Raw genomic sequence first — 18,537 nt, forward strand, 5'->3', positions numbered from 1 at the left:
TGATAATATTTTAACATAATTTATCAGCAAAATAATTAGTGTTTTACAAAGCCATTAGTATAGCCAAAACAGGAGTAATGAAAAACAAGTATTTAAAAGGGAGCCGTGTTTCCGAAAGGAAATTCCGGATGCTGCTGAAATTATTCTGCGAAGATTTAACTGCAACACAAATTGCAAATATCAGTGGTATAAGCAGGGTAACTATCAACAGCTATCTTAAACTTATCCGTATGGCTATTGCGCATTATTGCGAAGAAAATAACCCAATTAGTATTTTTAATAACCACGATTTGTTAATGCAGGATAGTTTAAACAAACAACCCGAAATTAATACCACCTCATTTGGCATTTGTAAAACCCCCGATGGCATATTTACACAATTACTTTATGATGTTGATAAAGCAACCATTAATGAAATTGTACGCAGTAAAAGAGTAAATGGTAATGCAGGTATTTGGTACGAAAAATTGAAACAATACAATGGTATTGCCGATTTTAATGCACATAAACTTATCCGCATTACCCATGATGCACTTGAAATGCCCAAAGGAAAATCGCAGATTGATGAGATAGATTTTTTTTGGGGCTTAATTAAAGGCCGCCTCACAAAATTTCGTGGTATGAATAATGCCACACTTTACCTGCATGTAAAAGAATCGGAGTTCAGGTACAACTACCGCCACAATGATATTTTTAATATGCTCTCGGCTATTTTAGAGCAACAACCTTTACAATTTTCAAAAGCAAGTTAGTTTTAGTTTTAGTGTTAGTTCCCTGCAGTAATTTTTTATTGCGGGGCTTTTTTGTTTATAAATGTTTGCAGCATCTGCTTAAACACAAAATAAAATAGTTATCAATACACTTTAAAAATAACCAGTATTATTATTGGAAGAGCAAAAAAATACTTTTAGTATTCTTTAATTGTCACCATTATGTCATGATAGCATTTCTCTTCTTGTACGCCGTTCCGGTTATCCAATTATTTTTCCGTTAAAATTTATAGTATTATAATCTACTTGATAAGTAGATTAATAAAAAATCACTGAAACTGCATGCTGTAAAGGATTGTGCAGGATGTGCTGCAATAAAAAAATATTTACCCTATAAAAACAATAGACTTAAAAATGCTGCATGGGTAGTAAAATTTTTTTGTTTGCTCAACTTGTTTTTTTTACCATTCATCAATAATAACAAAGACATTAGTTTGAATTTTAAACAACACTGTACAGTTAATTTATCAAGTTCGTATAACGCATTATATAATGCAGGCAAATAAAATTAGTTGTGCCGGGTAATTTTACAGTTAACTAAAAATATTCATTATGAGAAAAACAGTACTACTATGTGTAGTTGCGATGTGTATAGCAGCGCAATCATTTGCACAGCGGTCGGTAACTGGTAAAGTAACCGACTCAAAGAACGGCACACCAATTTCCGGGGCAAGCATTGTTATTAAAGGTTCAAAAACAGGAACACAATCTGATGCCGGCGGAAATTTTTCTATCAGCATAAGTAATAATGCTGCATTGATAATTAGTGCTATTAATTACAAAACACAGGAGCTTTTGCCTGGCAACAATGTTTCGCTTGATGTAAAATTAGCGGAGCAGGCAACTGAATTAACAGCAGTAGTTGTAACAGCCAATTCAATAAAAAGAGAAGCAAGAAGTATTGGTTACGCAGCCACAACTATTAATAATGCAGAACTTACAAGAGGCAAGGACCGCAGTGTATTAAATTCATTGCAGGGTAAAGTAGCGGGTGTACAAATCACCAGCAGTTCGGGTGGTGTAGGAAGTTCAACACGTATTGTATTTCGTGGCGGTACTTCTATTACCGGTAACAACCAGGCATTAATTGTGGTGGATGGAATACCGATTGATAATACAGAGAACGGTACTGGTGATAATTTAAATAACCAGGTAGATGCAGGTAATCGTGGTAATGATATTAATCCCGAGGATGTGGAATCGGTTACGCTGTTAAAAGGCCCGGCAGCTGCAGCATTGTATGGTACACGTGCTGCTAATGGTGCTTTAATTATTACTACCAAAAGTGGTAAAAGTTTAAGAGGAAAAAAATCGGAAGTAATTGTAAGCAGCTCTTACAATCTCGAATCTATTCTCCGCATACCTGAGTATCAAAATGCTTATGGCCAGGGCGGGCAAAAAGCACCGGACTCCAGAGAAAATTTTAGCTGGGGGCCAAAATTTGATGGTACATTAAAACCATGGGGGCAAGTGGTTGATGGAGAACAAAGAGTTAAACCATACGTGGGTTTAAAAAATAATGTAAAAGATTTTTTCAATGTTGGCGGAACGTTTACCAACAATCTTTCTTTTGCACAGAGTAATGATAAAAACAGTTTTTTTGTTTCTTTTAATAATGTAGATCAAAAAGGAATTATGCCTGGTACCCAGTACAACCGTACCTCAGTAAAACTTACGGGTACAGCAGATATTTCTGATAAAGTTTACACCAGTGCTACGATAAATTACATAAGAAGTAAAGGCGATCTTTCGGTGCAGGGGCAGGGTGCTTCGCCCTACGATCAAATATTACAAACACCCCGTGATATTTCTTTACTGGAATTAAGAGATTATAAAAATAAGTTCAATGACCTTAATGGATTTTATGGCGCTTATACTGTTAATCCATGGTATTATTTAGGAGAAGATTCTTACACCTCAACAGTTGACCGTGTGCTGGGTAATGCACAGGTGGGTTATAAACCTGTAAAGTGGATTGATATAAGTTTACGGGTAGGTACTGATGTATCCGGTGATAAACGCATACAAATTATTTCTAAAAGAATTATTGATCAGGCGGGTCAAAATGGTGCTAACCAGTTTCCCGGAACTTATTCAGAAGGTACAATTAATGTAAGAGAATTTACATCAGATTTAGTGGCTACTGGTAAAAGAAAATTATCCGATAATCTTTCTTTAAGTGTTTTGCTGGGCCATAATATCCGTCAGCGCACTTTTGAAACCAATTTTGGTACTATCAATTCCTTAACCATTCCGGGATTTTACAACCTGGCCAATTCCGCACAGCCACCAGTAGCCGCTAATATAAGAACGCTGAGAAGATTGTACGGTGTGTATTCCGATGTAAACCTTGCGTGGAAGAATTATTTATTTTTAGGTTTAACAGCACGTAACGACTGGTCATCAACTTTACCCAAAGGCGGTAATAATTTCTTTTATCCCAGCGTAAATGCATCGTTTGTATTTACCGATGCTTTTAAATTACCTGATGTAATTTCTTTCGGAAAATTAAAAGCGAGTGCAGCACAGGTGGGTAATGATGCCAATGTTTATTTGTTAGAGTCGGTATTTAATACAGGCACAACTACTGATGGTTTTCAAAATTCACAAATTAATTTTCCTTTAAACGGTATAGCAGGATTTTCGCAGGCTAACGCTATTGGAAACCCGAGTTTAAAACCGGAGATAACCACTTCATACGAATTTGGTTTGGAGTTTGGGCTATTTAAAAATCGGTTTAATACAGAAATAACTTATTATAATAACAGAAGTAAAAATCAGATCATCACAGTGCCCATTGCACCTACATCAGGTTATACCACACAAACATTAAATGCAGGTTTGGTTACCAATAAAGGTGTAGAGTTATTATTGAAAGGGATGCCGGTAAGCAAAAGAAATTTTTCGTGGGAAATAACCGGAACGTTTACAAAAAATACTAACGAAGTAGTGGAACTTTTTCCCGGCACAGAGCGTTTAGCACTACCCGGTGGATTTACCGGCGCAGCTTTAGTGGCACAGGTTGGCCAGCCTTACGGTTCTTTTTATGGGGCGTCTTTTTTAAGAGATCCGCAGGGAAGAGTAGTGGTAGATGGTACAACAGGTTATCCAATCACCGATCCGCAATCTAAAATTCATGGTAATGTACAGCCCGATTTTTTAGTGGGATTAAATAATGCATTTTCTTATAAAGCATTTAGTTTATCATTTTTATTTGATGCAAGAAAAGGCGGTGTGTTTTATTCAAGAACACAGGCATTGCAGGAATTTGTTGGTACCGACCCACGTACACTGCTAAACGACAGGGAAGCATTTATTGTACCAAACAGCGTAATACAGGATGCTAATGGAAAGTTTACAGAAAACACTACAGTAAAAGTGCAGAACGCAGAACAGTACTGGACAACTTTTTCATCTCCTAATGCCATGGAACATTTAATTGATGCCAGCTTTATTAAATTAAGAGAAGTAGCTTTTAATTACAGGTTGCCAAAAACATGGTTAAAGAAAATGCCTTTCAGCAGTGCAACTGTTGGTCTGTCGGGCAGAAATTTATTTTTATGGACACCAAAAGAAAACACGTATTCTGATCCTGAAGCCAATTCATTTGGTACAGGTAATGTGCAGGGGTATGAATACGGTACTATTCCATCATTACGCAATTATGGTGTTAACGTAAGAATAGTATTTTAATTAACCAATAAATATTTAATTATGAAAAGGATAAAATTTTATAAACTGATAATTGCAATAACAGGGCTACTGGTTTTTGCATCATGTAAAAAAGATTACCTGGATGTAAACACCGATCCCAATAATCCTGTTAAAGTATCAATCGATTTAGTATTGCCCACAGCACAGGCATTTACCGCCTACAATATGGGCAACCCTTATCAAATAATTGGTGGCTTTTGGGGGCAGTACTGGACGCAGGGCCCAACCGGCAGCCAGTTTACGGCTTACGATCAGTACACTATTACAAGTTCCACCTTCGACAGGCAATGGATAAACATGTACTCGGGGCCGTTAAACGACCTGCGTTATATTGTGGAACAGGGTACAGCAGGCGGACAAAAAAATTATGTGGCTGTAGCTAAAATTATGCAGGCTTATGTTTTTCAAATAATGACCGACCTGCATGGCGACATACCTTTTAGTGATGCACTAAAAGGAGGCGACGGAGTGATAGCACCAAAATTTGATTCGCAAAAAGATGTGTACGAAGGATTGATAAAATTAGTGAACGATGGATTGGCATTGATAGATGAAACTTCAACTGCACATCCCGGAGCCGATGATTTATTTTTTGGCGGCGACATGGAAAAGTGGGCACGATTTGGCAATACAGTTAAGCTTAGAATTTATTTGCGCCAGGCTTATGTGCAGCCCCCTGTTGCAGAAAATGGTATTAAAGCAATGTACACAGCCAATGCTAAATTTTTAAACGAAGGCGATGATGCAGAAGTGCAGTTCTCCAATACTACTTTTAATGAACATCCTTTATATGCTTTTATACATTCATTGGGGGAGTTTAATATTTTAGCAAGCCGCACGGCATTAGATTATCTGATAAATAATAACGACCCACGTGTAGATGAGTTTTACTTAAGGGCTACTGCAGCACCAAATGCCGGTAATCATTTTGGCATAGTGCAGGGTAATGGAAGAAATTTACCTAACCCGGCTACATTAAACGATCGCCAGTTTTCGAAACCCGGCCCAGCAGTTGGCGGCCCCGGCGGTGGTGCATCACCGGTAGTTTTAATGAGTGCTGCCGAAAGTTATTTTTTACAGGCCGAAGCAGTTGCAAGAGGATGGGGAACAGGCAATGCCAAACAGTTGTACGAAAATGGCGTGAAAATTTCTTTTCACCGATGGGGCTTTACCGATGCCGATTTTAATACTTATATAGCACAACCTGCTGTACAGTTTCCTGTGGCCGGTACAGTTGATAATATGGTAAAAGTCATCATCTTTCAAAAATGGGTAAGCATGTGCGGTACCGAAAATGCAGAAGCGTGGACGGAGTGGAGAAGAACTGGTTACCCTGATATTTTTACAGTTTCGCTTACATCAAATATTGGGGCAAGATTTCCTGTAAGGCTTTTATATCCTGACAGTGAAGTTTCTGCTAATCCCAATACTCCCACACAAAAACCGGTAACAGAAAAGGTGTGGTGGGATGTAAATACAACAGGCCAAAACTAATTATTAAACTAAAACAAGTAACAATGAAAAGTTTATATAGATTATTATTTTTGTTTGCTGCACTCAGTTTATTCAGTTGCAAAAAAGAAACTACAAAAGATGTTTCGCAAGTTTATAAAGTGCCCTCTATTGCTTTAAAAGGCGATGATGTGGTAACCGTTGCTATTGGTGCAGCCTATACAGATGCAGGTGCAAAATACACTGCCGAAGACGGAACTGTAAGCGATATTCAATCCACCTCAAGCAATGTTAATACAGCAGTTGCCGGATTATATTTAGTTAACTACGCTGTAACCAGTAAAAGTGGTATTTATCAAACAGAAGCTTCCAGGCTGGTGGCGGTTACTTCAGTAAATAACCCGGTTGACAGAACAGGCACCTACTTACGGGCAGCCACAGGCGTAAACTGTTTTGTTAAAAAAATTGCTAATGGTGTTTACGAGGTAACCAACCCCGGTGGAGCAGGAGTTGGCGCACATACTGTTGTTTATTTTGTAGAAACAACGCTTAATACTTTTGTTTGTCCCACTCAACCAACCGACGCAGGTGATTTTGCAGTGATAGAAATAAATTTTACGGCAACCGGCGCATCATGGCGTGTACAAAATGCCGGTTATGGTACAGGCGTAAGAACTTTTACTAAATTATAAAATGAACAGTGGTTTATACTGAAACGATCTTATTTAGGTTACATTAAGTTTTCTCATGTGTTTAAGCAGGCGTTATTCTTATCGCCTGCTCTATATTTTTATTGAGATTAAAAAAACTATTCACTATTCGGCAGTGCATCAAATTCTTTTCTTTTGTTTTCAAACCATTCTTTCATAGCTTCAGGCGATTGCATCAATGTCTGCATTTCATTCATCGCTTTAAGATGATCTTTATCGCCTGATTTAAACATTTCCATGCCATGCTGTTTGCTTAGCTGCGCCATTTCCTCAAAACTGTTTGCAGTAAATTCTTTGTTACATGCGCCACCCAATTGTTTGCAGGTCATTGTTTTCATGATTGTAAGTTTTGATTTTAAAATTTATAAAAGCTATTAGAATCGAACGCTGCCCTTTCTATCGCAGTCATCCTGTCCCGAAGAAGCCTGATAGTAAATCCTCCTTTTAAAATATCCTTATCTAAATACATCCAATCCGAAATATCCTCTTTGTTTACTCTGATAGTGTCATTTAATTTCAAGTTTGATACGTATTCCGGCTCATTGTTAACTATGCCCACATATTCTCCTTTAATTTTTGTAATGTCACTGAGCCAAATATGCTCACCATTATTATTGCCATATGTAAATCTTACTTTTAAAGCAAATGAATTATAATCAGATTTGTTAGTGAACAGGGCGGAGTCAAATTTATAAAGTGATGACTTGGCAATATAAATAGCAGCTTCCATTTCTTTGTCACCCTGCTGTACGATTATTATGTTTGTGGAATCTTTTCCAATAATTTGCTTTTGTGTATTGGAATTACATGAAAAGATAAAGAGCAAGATAATCAGAGCTGCTTGGTTCATATAAAATTGCTTAGAATTATAATTTTATTGTAAAAAAATATACGATATGCAGTAAATAATGTGCCTTAAATGTATTAGTACTATTGTTTGTATTTTCAAAGTTCCTTAACCTTACCGGCGTTTCATTCTTAGCTTTTGTCTTGCCCAAAATATTTTCCAATAATTGATGAATTTATGATGCTCCCAATTAATATCAAACCTTTCTTGCTTATTTGTTAACCAATTGGGTATTGGAACTTTAAAATGAAGCATTGGTGGGTTATTTATTATTGTTTGCTTGTAATTATTATCTAAAGAATTTTTAAAGAAACAACGGACGTCAATAATAGTTATTTTTTTTGAAGACTTATGTATCTGTAAATTGATGTCGTAAAAATTGTTGTAATTTTTTTGAAGTGTGGGCATTAATTCTTCTAACAATACCGGTGTTTTCTTTTCATTCTCCTTTAACACTAACCGTTGTATTTCAAAATTTTTTTTATCGCTGTTTTTTATTTCACTAAAAATAAATTTACAGTTGTTTGATATGTTATTACAGGTTAATCCTCTTGCCAGATCAAGCAATTGTGGAACAGCAGTTTCCAATTCTGTTTGAAAAGAGGTTGGTATCATAAGTGTTTGCAGCAAAATTTTTATTACCAAATTTATCTACGCTGCAATAAAAGTTCCCCAATGGTATGCCGTTGAAAGGATTGCGACGCAACGATGATGCCATGAAAATATAAAGCTGGTATTAAAAAATTTCAAAACGATACACATCACAAATCTGAAATCTGCAATCCTAAATCTGAAATCTTTATATGCTTCTATTCACATCAAAATTTTCAAGCTCTTTACTAACGGCATTTAAAAAAGTGCTGCCTAAAGCGCCATCAATAATTCTATGATCGTAACTGAGTGAAATATACATCATGTGGCGGATGGCAATGCTGTCGCCCTGCGGTGTTTCGATAACCATGGGCCTTTTTTTAATTGCACCCACGGCCATAATTGCAACCTGCGGCTGATTAATTATAGGTGTACCCATAATGCTGCCGAAAGTACCCACATTGGTTAAAGTAAATGTGCCACCGGTGGTATCATCGGGTTTTAATTTTCCGGTACGTGCCGCATTGGCCAGGCCGTTTACCTGTTTGGTAAGGCCGGTTAAATTTAACTGGTCGGCATTTTTAATTACGGGTACAATTAAATTTCCGCTGGGCAGAGCAGTGGCCATTCCAATATTTAAATCTTTTTTTACAATTATTCTATCGCCATCAACACTGCTGCTGAGTAAAGGATATTTTTTGATACACTTTACAATGGCTTCTATAAATAATGGTGTGTAAGTAATTTTTTCGCCTTCACGTTTTTCAAAATCTTTTTTTACTTTTTCACGCCATATTACTAAACCGGTAACATCGCACTCGGCAAAACTGGTTACGTGTGCGCTGGTGTGCTTACTGTCCACCATGTGTTTGGCAATAAGTTTGCGCATGCGGTCCATTTCAATAACTTCTACATTGCCGGTGAAAACGGTTGGGGGTTGGTAGGTAGGTTGGTTGGTTGTTGATTGTTGGTTGTTGGTTGTTGGCAAAACAGTTACCTGTTGCGTTTGCTGTGGTGTATTTTGTTGCGGTGCCTGTTGTGTTTGATTGCCTGTACCTTTATTGGCAACATAAGCTAAAATGTCTTTTTTGCTTACCCTTCCATCTTGGCCGGTGCCGGCAATATTTTCCAGCTCTGTCATACTGATGCCTTCCTGCTGGGCAATATTTAAAACTAATGGCGAATAAAATTTTATTGCAGTACCTTCTCTTCCATTTGCCGGTGATGAAGTTTGTACCGGTTGCGAAGGTGTGTAAGGAATTTCTTCTACTACTTTTGCATCTTCGTATTGCGGTTGTGCTGGCTGCGGCGCAGGTTCGCTATTGCTTAGGGCTGCATTGGCGCCTACACGTATGGTGGCTATTACGGTACCAATGGGCACCACATCATTTTCGTTAAATAAAATAGTTTCTATTACACCTTCGGCAGTGCTGGGCACTTCACTGTCCACTTTATCGGTAGCAATATCCAAAAGCGTTTCATCCTGCTTAATGGTATCACCCGGTTTTTTGTGCCACTTTAAAATGGTGGCTTCCATAATGCTTTCGCCAAGCTTTGGCATAACTAAATCTACTACACTCATAAAATAGTTTGTGTGTTAACAATCGTTGTACTGGCAAGGCAAAAGTAAGTAAAAAAGTTTTGCCACAGATTACACAGATTTCACAGAAAATACATGGAAGAAATTTTGCCACGGATTGCACGGATTTACACAGATAAATGCAGAATATGCCTAAAGGAAATATTGAGATTAATGACAATAAAATCCGTGTTAATCGGTGCAATCTGTGGCTATGTATTTTGCAGGATAAACTGCCGCAATAAATTTAATGCGGTAACGGCGGTTAACTGTATATTTCTTGCCCTGTCGAAACGGAAAAAAACTTTTTGTGCTACAATTTTTTCTTTGCTGCCCACAGCTATCCATGCAGTGCCAACAGGTTTTTCGGGCAGGCCGCCACCCGGCCCCATAATGCCGCTTACTGCAATTACATAATTGGATTTAATATTTTGCAAAGCACCTTTGGCCATTTCGGTTACCACCTCTTCACTCACTGCACCTTTGGTTAATAAAGTTTGATGATTAACATTTAACAGATCTTCTTTTGCACCATAAGAATAACTTACCACGCTGCCATCATAAAACTCAGATGAGCCGGGGATGGAAGTAAGTAAATGTGCAATATAACCACCGGTGCAACTTTCGGCAGTGCACATGGTTTTATTTTTTTGTAATAATAACTTGCCTACCACTTTTTCCATGGGTTCATCAACATTGGTTACTAAATAATCTTTTACCAATAACTGCAGTTGGGAAAACTGCGTTTCAATATCTTTTTCAATTTGTGCTTTATCAAAACCCGAACTGGTTAAACGCAAACGCACCATGCCATAATTAGGCAAGTATGCTAATTTAATTTGCGTTGGTAAGGCTTCTTCAAAATTTTGTATAAGGTCTGCTAAAAAACTTTCGCCAACACCGGCCGTTAACAAAGTGCGGTGTATTATTACAGGCAATTTAAATTTTTTGGTAAGATGTGGAATTACCTCATCTTCCATCATGCCTTTCATTTCGTGAGGTACGCCGGGCATGCTAACAAATACAATCTCCTCTCCTGCAGGAGAGGTCGGGTGAGGTTTATTAAAAAGCATTCCGGGTGCGGTGCCTCTTTTGTTTTGAATTACGGTGCAAACATCAGGTACTTCGGCCTGCAGTAAATTTCTTTCAATCATGGGCCGGTTAAGCTTGTTAAAAATGTTGATGACATTTTGTTTAGCACCTTCATCTACCACTAATTTGCCACCAAAATATTTACACAGCAATGGTTTGGTAATATCATCGGCTGTTGGGCCAAGCCCGCCCGTTATTAAAATTATTTGGGCATGTTTACTTTCTTCGTCAAGTGCATTCCAAATTTCGTCCCATACATCGCCTACTGCCACACGCCTTACCACACGTATGCCGGCTCTGTTTAATTCCTGTGCCATCCAGGCGCTGTTGGTATCTATTACCTGACCTATTAAAAGTTCGTCGCCAATGGTGATTATGGTTGCTTGTATCATAAATTAAAATGAGGGAAAAAGAAAAAAATTTATTCAAACGTCACCGTTTCGTAAATATTTGCAAGAGGTATTTTCTCATCATAAGAAGAAAGTAATATTTCATCCTGTAAAGAAGTATAAGTTATTATTTGCCAACTGCCATTATCTTGTTTTAAACCAATTTCTACTTTTATCTGGTCGTAAGAATTAATCATTACAATTTCTTTTAGCCCAGTCATTTGCATGTAATAAAAAAATTTTCTCCTGTCGTTGGCTTCGCTGGTTTTAGAAATTATTTCAAATATTACGTTCGGATTTTTTACAGTATCAAACTTATCTTCAGTTAATTCAGGGTTGCCACATATAATCATCGCATCAGGGTAAACGTAGGCATTAGCAGCCGAAATATTTAATCTTAAATCACTTAAGTACATGCTGCAACCTTTGCTTTTGAGTTTATTTGCAAGTACTGCAACTAAATTGGCGAGAATTTTATTATGGTTCAGGGAGGCTCCCTGCATTACAACAAGGTTACCATTGTAATATTCATTTTTAATTTCAGTGCTGCTTTCAATATCCCAATATTCCTGCAGGGAATAATAATTGTACTGTACCGCAGGTTCGTTTATCAAATTTTCCATACTTCAAATTTAAATCTTTTAGCTTTGAGAAATAAATTTATTTGCCCATGAAATGGATAATAATAACACTGCTGACTTGTATTTGTTCAAACTTGACGGCACAAAATATTGATGCAAAATTAACTACTGCAATCAGCAACCTGGAAATGGATGTACAATTTAAACATGCCATACTAAGCTTGTATGTGGTGGATACAAAAACCGGCAAAATAGTTTTTGATAAAAATGCACAGGTTGGGTTAGCGCCTGCCAGTTGCCAAAAAGTAATTACCAGTGTTAGTGCGTTTGAACTGCTGGGGAATGGGTACACGTATAAAACGGAATTAGCTTACGATGGCGAAATTAAAAATAATGCACTTGAGGGTAACCTTTACATTATAGGGTATGGTGATCCATCATTAGGAAGCTGGCGATGGAAAGAAACGAATGAGCAGGCTATCTTAAAAAAACTAGTTGCAGCTGTACAAAAAACAGGCATTAAAAAAATTAAGGGAAATATTTTTGGGTACGACAGGAAATGGGAAAGTAATAATACACCACGTGGATGGATATGGGAGGATATTGGTAATTATTACGGTGCAGGCGCATCTTCATTAAACTGGAGAGAAAATCAATATGATATTATTTTAAAAGCAGGCGAAAAAATTGGTGACAAAGCAGCAATTGAAAAAATAATTCCCCGGTTAGAGAATGTGGGTTTGTACAGCGAGGTAATTACTGCAAAGAAAGGGAGTGGAGATAATGCTTATATTTATTTAGCACCTTATGGTAGTAGTGGTTTTGTAAGAGGCACTATTCCTTTAGGAGAAAGCAACTTTAAAATAAGTGGTGCAATGCCCAATGCAGCAGAGCAATTGACATTTACCTTCGCTAATGAAATAAAAAATAATAAAATAGAAGAGTATTTATTTATCGGTTCATACAACGGGATTGAAGTGGAGAAAAAAGATATCCCAATTAATCTTAAAACTTTTTTTACTATTGTTTCACCACAGTTAGACAGCCTTAATTACTGGTTCCTCAAAAAAAGCATTAACCTTTACGGCGAGGCCTTTGTAAAAACAATTGCTTATGAAAAATTAAAATTTGGTTCTACAGATAGTGGCATTGCCATCATTAAAAATTTCTGGAAAAAAAATGGTGTTGAAAAATCTGCATTAAACATCATCGACGGCAGTGGGCTTTCTCCTGCCAACAGGGTTACCACAAACGCTTTGGTAACGGTAATGCAATACGCCAAGCAGCAAAAATGGTTTCCATCTTTTTACAATGCCCTGCCTGAAATGAATGGCATTAAAATGAAGGATGGCTATATTAGCGGCGTAAGAAGCTATACCGGCTACATTAAAAGTAAAACTGGTAATGAATACACGTTTTCTTTTATTGTAAATAATTTCGATGGCAGCCCGGCAACTGTAAGAGAAAAAATGTGGAAAGTGCTGGATATTTTAAAATAATGCCCACCTAAATCCTCCCAAAGGGAGGACTTTAAAGAGAATACTTACTTAAAATTCTTTTGCTTAATTTAGAAGAAATAAAAAATAATTTATGGAAGCACAAAATTTTAAAAATCACCGCCGCATGGTGCCGCTATTTCATTATGTGGCTTTTACTGCAGTTTTATTTCCTTTTATATTAACGCTGACACATTTTTTTAAAACCCTTAACGAAGGCAGCGGAAGGTTGCAGGCTGCAGCCATGGTGTCGTTAACTGTTGCAGTAATTTTAGCACTTTGGTTTGCCCGGTCATTTGCATTAAAGGCACAAGACAGGGGAATACGTGCCGAGGAAAGCCTGCGCTACTTTGCCATCACCGGTAATTTGCCCGACAGTAAATTAAAAATGTCGCAATACATTGCCTTACGTTTTGCACCCAATAACGAGTTTGTTGATTTGGCACACCGTGCCGTTTCGGAAAATTTATCTTCTAAACAAATTAAAGAGGCAATAAAAAATTGGAGAGGAGATTATAACAGGGTGTAAGGAGTAATGAATAATGGATAATGTTTTCAATTCGTTAGCATTATAAGTATGAAAACTGCATTGCTTTTAAAAAATTATTAATTATCCATTATCAATTATTCATTTCTCAAAAGTAGTGCACCAACTTTTCTCTCAGCGCTTCCGGCATTGCACAACGCTTCATTGTTTTAGCATCTAAAAAGTATAAAATTACTTCGCCGGTGTTCAATAATTTATCCTGCTCATTATAAATCTCTGCGTAAAAAATAATTTTATGATGAGCAGGCATTTCTTTTAATGTTGTTTTAATAGTAATCAGGTCATCGTATTTTGCAGGGCGTAAAAATTTGCTGTGTATTTCCACAACAGGCATAATAATTCCCAGAGCTTCAATTTCTTTATACGTATAACCAATCTGGCGGATGGCTTCTGTTCGTCCAATTTCATAAAACTGTGCATAGTGGCCATAATATACCACACCCATCTGGTCGGTAAGGGCATAATGAATACGAACTTGTGTTTCTGTTACAAACATATTTAATCATTTAACTCAGCCGTTGCTGCTATCTCATCTTCAGGTTCGGCATTATTTATTTTTGCAGCAAAAAAATCGGCAAATATTTTTGCATAATACACCAGTGTAAAAAATAAAAGAACAGTAAATACCTGTATTATAATACTTGCGTTTAAGCGGTCTTGTGAACCCTCCAGAAAAGTATTACTATTGCTTTTCTTTATCAGGTTAAACCCATCAACCAGTAAAGCGGGCAAATTTTTTATGATGCCATAAATGCCGAGTCCAACAAAAAGTACAAAAAGTAATGCTGCTTTATCCAGCGCAAAATTAATCTCGGCATTTAATTTTGCGTTATGGCATATCCATCCTGCAAAATGTTTTGATTTTAATATGCAATAAAATGCAGCAGCCAGGTAGGAGCCGCTAATAATAATATTGGCAACTATTGTATCAAGATAATAGCCTCCTTTTGCCCCATCACTAAACCAGGTATAGATATAAAACAAAAATTGCGGCAGGGAAATAATAAAAAAGAAGGCACTAAATATGCCAACGATAATAATTATCAGCTGTACCAAATCAAGTCTTTTCATTATTGCTGGTTTATTTTTTATTTGCCAACCATACCATCTATACTGGCACGTCCCGGGCCTACAAATAATATTACAATATAACTGATTAGATATAAAGTTGCCGTTTCTCCTTTTCCAAAAACATCTCCATTATGCGCCATAAAAACCATTACACAGGTTGCAATTATTAAAGGTATTGTTGCTAAACGGGTAAACAAACCTAAAATTAAAAATACCGAACAAAAGAATTCTGCAAAAACTACCAGGGCCAAACTCATGGTACTGCCAATGCCCAAAAAATTCATAAACTCATTTTTCATTGTACTAAACTTCATTAGTTTATTATACCCATGCATCAGCATTAAAATGCCCACACCTAATCTTAATACTAACATGGCAGTGCTAAACGCTCCGGCCGAATACTTTGTTGAAAGTAGTTTTTTCATTTTCTTTTAAATTTAGAGGTTATTGTTTTTTATTTTAAATTTTACAAAATTCTTAACAGCAAAACAAAAATACATTCGTTTACATTACAACAGCTAACATTTATCCACTTATTCACAATAAAATTGGAACAGTGTTTGCTTAACTGTCATTATAGTTAATTTTACAATTGTAAAAGCCCCGAACATACCAACATGATAAAACATAAACTTACAGCCCTGCTTTTTTTTGCCGGGCTTTATTGTACAGTAATAGCACAACCTACCAACGCCATTACCAATCCCGAAAAAAAATATAACGATGCCAAAGAATTGTTTGTAAAAGAACAGTTTGCCCTGGCTTATCCTCTATTTAAAGAGCTTAAAGATAAAACGCCGGATAACAGTATCAGCAATCATACCTATATAAACGATGATATAAATTATTTTTATACCGTTTGCGAATTAAAATTGCTGCAACCTGTAGCCGAAGACGAAGCAAAGCAATACATAGAAGTTGTAAATAACGAACCCCGCCGGCAGTTGATGAGTTATCATCTGGCAAAATTTTATTTTACCAAAGACGATTTTAGCAATGCCATTACTTATTACGAAAGGGCAGGATTGGATAATTTAAGCAATGATGAAATTGCCGATGCAAAATTTGAACGGGCTTACTGTTATTTTAATTTAAAACAATTTGAGCAGGCTAAACCATTGTTTAACGAAATTCATCAGTTGCCTAAAAACAAATATTACTACCCTGCAAATTATTATTATGGTTTTATTAGTTATTACGACAGGCAGTACAACGAAGCATTAAAGGCTTTTAAATTAGTAGAAACAAAAGAAGAATACAAAGGCGTGGTGCCTTACTACATTGCCGAAATATATTATTTTCAGGGAAAAAAAGATGAAGCATTACGGTATGGCGAAAGTGTGCTGGCAAGGGGCGGTAATTTATTTTATGAAAAAGAATTGAAGTTGCTGATGGGGCAATTATATTTTGAGAAAAAAGAATTTGGAAAAGCTTTGCCTCTACTGGAATATTATGTAAACAACAGCAAAAAGGTTGATAAAGAAGTGTTGTATGAGTTAAGTTATTGCTATTACCAGGCCAATCAGTTAACCAAAGCAATAGATGGCTTTAAGCAATTAAGTAACCAAAAAGATTCGCTGGGGCAAAACAGTATGTATTTACTTGGAGATTGTTATTTAAGGACCAATCAAAAAGAAAATGCAAGAAATGCTTTTCAATACTGTGCTTATAATAACAGTAACGCAAAGCAGCAGGAAGTATCAAGGTTTATCTACTCCAAACTTTCTTACGAGTTGGGGTATCAAAATATTGCACTGAATGAGTTGAAAAAATTTCTTGCCGATTATCCTAATTCCGATTATGAGATAGAAGCCAAAGAATTATTGGTAGGGCTTTTGGCTAACACCAATAATTTTTCTGATGCATTATCACTCTATGAATCCCTTGGTAAACCAACACTGGCGATGCAAAAAGTGTATCCCCGAATTTTGTTTGGCAAAGCGGTGGAGTATGTAAACGATCAGCAAATATTAAGGGCCGATGAATTGTTAACTAAAGTTTTAGCAGACCAGTATGCAGGGCCAATATTACCTTATGCTAATTTTTGGAAAGGCGAAATTGCATTGCGTAATCAAAAGTATGATGATGCTATCCGTTACATGACTTTTTATTTGCAAAGCAGTGCCCCATCGCAGGGTGAAGCCAATCCTCAGGCAGCAAGATATAATTTGGCTTACAGCTGGATGAAAAAAGAAAATTACAAACAGGCTTTAAATTATTTTGAGCAGGTTACAAAAGTTGCAGGCACTACTTCGTCGCCAATGGAACAGGATGCATACGTACGCAGTGCCGATTGTTATTTTATGAACCGTGATTTTGCAAAGGCCAACAGCATGTACGATAATGTAATTAATAATGCACTGCCGCAAAGTGATTATGCCTATTTTCAAAAAGCAATGATTGCAGGGGTAAAAAGTTCAACAGAAAAAATAAGAACACTTAATACACTTACCCGCCAGTATCCGCAAAGTAATTTAGTACCCGATGTAAATATGGAAATTGCCAATACGTATATGGCCGACGAAAAATTCAGGGAAGCTGTACCCTATTTAACTAACATTATTAATATGCCCGATGCAGGCGGATTAAAACCTGTGGCTTATTTAAAATTAGGATTGAGTTATTATAATATTGACGATAATAAAAATGCACTGGTAAATTATCAAACATTAATTCAAAAATATCCGCAATCAGCCGAGGCAGATGATGCTTTGGATAATATTAAAAGTATTTATGTGGAAGAAGGAAGGCCGAACGATTACGTGGAGCTGATGCGTAAGAATGGTAAAAATATTTCTGTTAGCGAAGCTGATTCTTTAAACTATACCGCTGCCGAAATAAAATACAGTGCCAACGATTGTAATGCTGCAATTACAGGCTTTAATAATTATTTATCGCAATACCCCACTGGCGCCTTTGCATTAGAAGCCAATTATTTCCGCAGCGAATGTTATAATAAAAATAAAGATTTTAAAAATGCTTTACCCGGTTACGATTATGTAAATGCAAAAGGGCAAAACCGTTATTTTGAAAGAGCAACTTTAGAAGCCGCCAGAATAAATTATTTTGAGTTGAAAGATTATGCAGCCGCAAAAAAGTATTTCGAATCCTTATTGTCAGGTTCGGTAAACCAGGATAATCAGTTGGAAGCATTAAGAGGTTTGGTGCGGTGTTATTATTTACTAAAGGATTATACCAAAGCAAACGATGCGGCAAAAACTTTGCTTACTAAAAAAGGTATCAGCACCGATGACAGGTCAATTGCATTTTTAGTATTGGGCAAATCGCAGCAGTTGAGTGGCGATTGTGCAGCGGCGATAAGTTCATTTAAATCTTGTGCAGCAATAAATAAATCTGCCTGGGGTGCCGAGGCAAGATATGAAATTGCCAATTGCCAGTTTACTTCGGGCAATTTAACCACAGCAGAAAAATCAGCCCTTGCAGTAATTAAAGAAACAGGTTCGTACGATTTTTGGGTAACCAAAGCTTACATTTTATTGGGAGATATTTTCATGCAGCAGAAAGATTACTTTAATGCAAAAGCCACTTACGAAAGTGTAGCAAAAAATTCTGTTATCCCCGAATTGAAAACTGAAGCACAGCAAAAATTAGATAAAGCTATTGAGGAAGAGAAGGTGAATAGTAAGGTTACAGGTAATTAACCCCTAAATCCCCTGAAGGGGACTTGGAACAACTTT

At 36.7% G+C, this 18,537-nt stretch carries 16 protein-coding genes; 7 read left to right on the forward strand and 9 right to left on the reverse strand.

The window, feature by feature from the left end:
• The first annotated feature begins 77 nt into the window (after positions 1-77).
• From ACY651_RS04990 to ACY651_RS05005, 4 genes are all read left to right on the forward strand, one after another.
• Positions 78-752: a hypothetical protein gene (locus tag ACY651_RS04990; RefSeq protein WP_462250327.1), complete on the forward strand. Its 675-nt coding sequence runs from the start codon at positions 78-80 to the stop codon at positions 750-752.
• A 570-nt stretch (positions 753-1,322) separates the two neighbouring features.
• The gene (locus tag ACY651_RS04995) at positions 1,323-4,463 is read left to right on the forward strand and encodes a SusC/RagA family TonB-linked outer membrane protein (RefSeq protein WP_462250329.1); all 3,141 of its coding nucleotides are present in this window, start codon (positions 1,323-1,325) and stop codon (positions 4,461-4,463) included.
• A 21-nt stretch (positions 4,464-4,484) separates the two neighbouring features.
• Entirely contained in the window at positions 4,485-5,978 is a 1,494-nt protein-coding gene (locus tag ACY651_RS05000) for a SusD/RagB family nutrient-binding outer membrane lipoprotein (protein ID WP_462250331.1), read from the forward strand.
• Between the two features lie 23 nt (positions 5,979-6,001).
• Positions 6,002-6,628 carry an immunoglobulin-like domain-containing protein gene (locus ACY651_RS05005; RefSeq protein ID WP_462250333.1) on the forward strand — a complete coding sequence of 209 codons (627 nt, stop codon included), beginning with the start codon at positions 6,002-6,004 and terminating at the stop codon, positions 6,626-6,628.
• A 116-nt stretch (positions 6,629-6,744) separates the two neighbouring features.
• On the opposite strand, the gene ACY651_RS05010 is transcribed toward ACY651_RS05005, so the two are convergent.
• From ACY651_RS05010 to ACY651_RS05035, 6 genes are all read right to left on the reverse strand, one after another.
• Complete coding sequence (locus ACY651_RS05010) at positions 6,745-6,984, reverse strand: hypothetical protein (protein WP_462250335.1); 240 nt, start codon at positions 6,982-6,984, stop codon at positions 6,745-6,747.
• 17 nt (positions 6,985-7,001) lie between these two features.
• Entirely contained in the window at positions 7,002-7,496 is a 495-nt protein-coding gene (locus tag ACY651_RS05015) for a DUF2314 domain-containing protein (protein WP_462250337.1), read from the reverse strand.
• 111 nt (positions 7,497-7,607) lie between these two features.
• Positions 7,608-8,108 (reverse strand): hypothetical protein, encoded by a 501-nt coding sequence (locus ACY651_RS05020; protein WP_462250339.1) that lies wholly within the window; start codon positions 8,106-8,108, stop codon positions 7,608-7,610.
• 184 nt (positions 8,109-8,292) lie between these two features.
• A complete protein-coding gene (locus ACY651_RS05025; protein ID WP_462250341.1) occupies positions 8,293-9,666 on the reverse strand; it encodes a dihydrolipoamide acetyltransferase family protein in 1,374 nt (457 codons plus the stop codon).
• 209 nt (positions 9,667-9,875) lie between these two features.
• Positions 9,876-11,147 (reverse strand): CinA family nicotinamide mononucleotide deamidase-related protein, encoded by a 1,272-nt coding sequence (locus tag ACY651_RS05030; protein ID WP_462250343.1) that lies wholly within the window; start codon positions 11,145-11,147, stop codon positions 9,876-9,878.
• Positions 11,148-11,176: 29 nt separating this feature from the next.
• Positions 11,177-11,767 (reverse strand): Uma2 family endonuclease, encoded by a 591-nt coding sequence (locus ACY651_RS05035; RefSeq protein WP_462250345.1) that lies wholly within the window; start codon positions 11,765-11,767, stop codon positions 11,177-11,179.
• A 47-nt stretch (positions 11,768-11,814) separates the two neighbouring features.
• On the opposite strand from ACY651_RS05035, the gene dacB reads away from it, so the two are divergent.
• Together dacB and ACY651_RS05045 are read left to right on the forward strand one after the other, a co-directional pair.
• Entirely contained in the window at positions 11,815-13,224 is a 1,410-nt protein-coding gene (gene dacB / locus ACY651_RS05040; RefSeq protein ID WP_462250347.1) for a D-alanyl-D-alanine carboxypeptidase/D-alanyl-D-alanine endopeptidase, read from the forward strand.
• A gap of 91 nt (positions 13,225-13,315) precedes the next feature.
• Complete coding sequence (locus ACY651_RS05045) at positions 13,316-13,750, forward strand: DUF6526 family protein (protein ID WP_462250349.1); 435 nt, start codon at positions 13,316-13,318, stop codon at positions 13,748-13,750.
• Positions 13,751-13,856: 106 nt separating this feature from the next.
• On the opposite strand, the gene ACY651_RS05050 is transcribed toward ACY651_RS05045, so the two are convergent.
• The 3 genes from ACY651_RS05050 to ACY651_RS05060 are packed head-to-tail and all read right to left on the reverse strand — an operon-like array spanning position 13,857 to position 15,264.
• The gene (locus ACY651_RS05050) at positions 13,857-14,264 is read right to left on the reverse strand and encodes an acyl-CoA thioesterase (protein ID WP_462250351.1); all 408 of its coding nucleotides are present in this window, start codon (positions 14,262-14,264) and stop codon (positions 13,857-13,859) included.
• Between the two features lie 2 nt (positions 14,265-14,266).
• Entirely contained in the window at positions 14,267-14,839 is a 573-nt protein-coding gene (locus ACY651_RS05055) for a hypothetical protein (protein WP_462250353.1), read from the reverse strand.
• 17 nt (positions 14,840-14,856) lie between these two features.
• A complete protein-coding gene (locus ACY651_RS05060; RefSeq protein ID WP_462250355.1) occupies positions 14,857-15,264 on the reverse strand; it encodes a DoxX family protein in 408 nt (135 codons plus the stop codon).
• 192 nt (positions 15,265-15,456) lie between these two features.
• Here ACY651_RS05060 and ACY651_RS05065 point away from each other — a divergent pair, with 192 nt between their 5' ends.
• Positions 15,457-18,501: a tetratricopeptide repeat protein gene (locus ACY651_RS05065; RefSeq protein ID WP_462250357.1), complete on the forward strand. Its 3,045-nt coding sequence runs from the start codon at positions 15,457-15,459 to the stop codon at positions 18,499-18,501.
• The last annotated feature ends 36 nt before the right edge of the window (positions 18,502-18,537 follow it).

Origin of the sequence: Ferruginibacter sp., assembly GCF_031391665.1 — a bacterium.
Classification (GTDB): Bacteria; Bacteroidota; Bacteroidia; order Chitinophagales; family Chitinophagaceae; genus Ferruginibacter.